The 1,238-nt window shown below is 44.3% G+C and carries 2 protein-coding genes; both read left to right on the top strand.

What is annotated here, in order from left to right; genetic code table 11:
- Nucleotides 1-235 (top strand): alanine:cation symporter family protein (locus R7Q48_RS24360; protein WP_318132669.1); only part of this gene is annotated, 235 nt, incomplete at its 5' end.
- Nucleotides 236-342: 107 nt separating this feature from the next.
- Nucleotides 343-1,119, top strand: coding sequence for a peroxide stress protein YaaA (gene yaaA / locus R7Q48_RS24355; RefSeq protein WP_025523242.1), 777 nt, complete (start codon nucleotides 343-345; stop codon nucleotides 1,117-1,119).
- The last annotated feature ends 119 nt before the right edge of the window (nucleotides 1,120-1,238 follow it).

Here is a 1,238-nt window from a genome sequence, read left to right as displayed (position 1 = left end):
TGGTGCACTAGCGTCTCTTCCTGTGGTTTGGTCGTTGGCTGACGTTTCGATGGGTCTGATGGCGATTGTTAACTTGGTAGCGATTCTGTTGCTATCGGGCATCGTGATCAAACTGGCGAAAGACTACAACCGCCAGCTAGGTGAAGGTAAAGTACCAACGTTCGATGCGAACGATTTCCCTGAGCTTAAGTCTCAGCTAGAAGACGGTATTTGGGACAACACTAAGAAAGACTAAGTGTTCTCCTATCGTTAAAAGCTATTAAGACGATTCGTAAAGCCATGCAGACAATGCATGGCTTTTTTTGTACCCTAATAAAAAACAAAATTAGGGAAGTGAAAGTCATGCTTATCGTAGTTTCTCCAGCGAAGACCCTCGATTACGAGTCTCCGTTAGCGACAGAAAAATTTACTCAACCAGAGTTAATTGAATATTCAAAAGAATTGATCGACGTTTGCCGCAAACTGACGCCTGCTGATGTTGCCTCTTTAATGAAAGTGAGTGACAAAATAGCCGATCTGAACGTCGGGCGATTCCAAGAGTGGAGCGAAACGTTCACAACGGAAAACTCGCGTCAGGCCATTTTGGCGTTTAAAGGTGATGTGTACACGGGCTTGGAAGCTGAAACACTATCAGATGCGGACTTCGAATACGCGCAAAAACACTTACGCATGCTATCTGGTCTGTACGGTCTGCTCAAACCGCTCGACTTAATGCAACCATACCGTCTGGAGATGGGAACAAAACTGGCGAACGAGAAAGGTAGCAACCTGTACCAGTTCTGGGGCAATGTGATTACCGACAAGCTCAATGAAGCGATTGCTGAGCAAGGCGACAATGTTTTGATCAATCTTGCGTCGAATGAGTATTTTAAAGCGGTGAAGCCAAAGAACTTGGATGCACAAGTGATTACGCCAATTTTCAAAGACTGTAAGAATGGCCAATACAAGGTGATCAGTTTTTATGCGAAGAAAGCGCGTGGCATGATGGCGCGTTACATCATCGAAAATCGCATTGAGAGCGTGGCGGATTTAACGAAGTTTGATACCGCTGGCTACTACTTCGTTGAGGAAGAGTCGACACCAACAGACTTGGTATTTAAACGTGAAGAGCAAAACTGATTGAAGCGCAATACGCGTTATTAATTGAAAGCTACACAAACGAAAAAGGGTTGGCATTGCCAACCCTTTGTTATTTCTATTTGGGCTTTGTAAGCCTCAACAAGATTACTTCTTCTTAG

Source organism: Vibrio sp. 378 (assembly GCF_033339435.1).
The sequence above is the reverse complement of the archived record's forward strand: the minus strand, read 5'-3'. Positions and strand labels throughout refer to the sequence as shown.